This window comes from Mycolicibacterium pyrenivorans, from assembly GCF_025821625.1.
Lineage (GTDB): Bacteria > Actinomycetota > Actinomycetes > Mycobacteriales > Mycobacteriaceae > Mycobacterium > Mycobacterium pyrenivorans.
This window is the reverse complement of record NZ_JACKSH010000129.1, coordinates 1-788: the sequence shown is the minus strand read 5'-3', so window position 1 is coordinate 788 and position 788 is coordinate 1. Positions and strand designations below refer to the sequence as shown.

Below are 788 nucleotides of genomic sequence, written 5' to 3'. Positions count from 1 at the left end.
CCCACGCCCGCCGCACCTCATCAAACTTGTCGCTGGGATCAGCCATACTCTGACCCTAAAACGCCCCAAAGGGTCGCTCGTGCACTATTTTTCCGGCTTGCGTGGCCGGTCTCCAAGCACAGCGCAGCGACTGCCGTCAGCAGTCACACCCGGCAAGCCCGGCACCGGAAATGGGGCTGCCCCCGGCGTGGTGGGCTACCCGCCACACCTTTAGCTGGCAGCCGGGTAGCCCTCGCCGCGGTCGCACATCGCCAGTGTGACCCAGGCGTCTAAGAAGCGCTGCGCGGCAACGAGATACACCCGGGCATAGCGCAGTTGTCGGGAGCTGGCATCGGGGGCCAGGAGCACCGTGGCGGCCTCATCGCGAGCCGAGAGGGCGTACTGGCGGCGGCGATGGGTGTCGACACCCATCAAGACTGCGTGCTGAAGATCTCTGCGTGCTCGCGCCAGAGCCGTTGCCGTGGATGCGGGCACGTTCGGTGACAACAGCGAGGTCTCCCGCGACGCAGCGGAATTGATCTGGGTACCAACGGTCGTCATGCCGTGGCCGCCGGGTTGAGGCCGCTGAATCGCTGGCGGCCGCCGCTGCTGTGGAGCCGCGCTGCCCGCAGGTCGTCGAGGTACTTCACGAACTCGGTCCAGTCGATGAGGGTGACCATGCGTCCGGGGGTGCCGCGGATCAGCAGCCGTGCGAACGAGTCATTGGGTGGCATAAGTTCCTCTGGCTCAAGGGCATTGCCGAAGGTGCGGCTCGTCGACGTCGAATCCAGGCTGTGGTCGTAGGACAG

General features: G+C 66.0%; 1 protein-coding gene and 1 pseudogene. Both read right to left on the bottom strand.

Annotation, left to right across the window (positions count from 1 at the left end):
• Window positions 1-210: 210 nt before the first annotated feature.
• Window positions 211-411, bottom strand: coding sequence for a hypothetical protein (locus H7I57_RS16180; RefSeq protein ID WP_264024635.1), 201 nt, complete (start codon window positions 409-411; stop codon window positions 211-213).
• Between the two features lie 125 nt (window positions 412-536).
• A pseudogene (locus H7I57_RS16175) lies at window positions 537-788 on the bottom strand (type IV secretory system conjugative DNA transfer family protein); the annotation flags it as partial.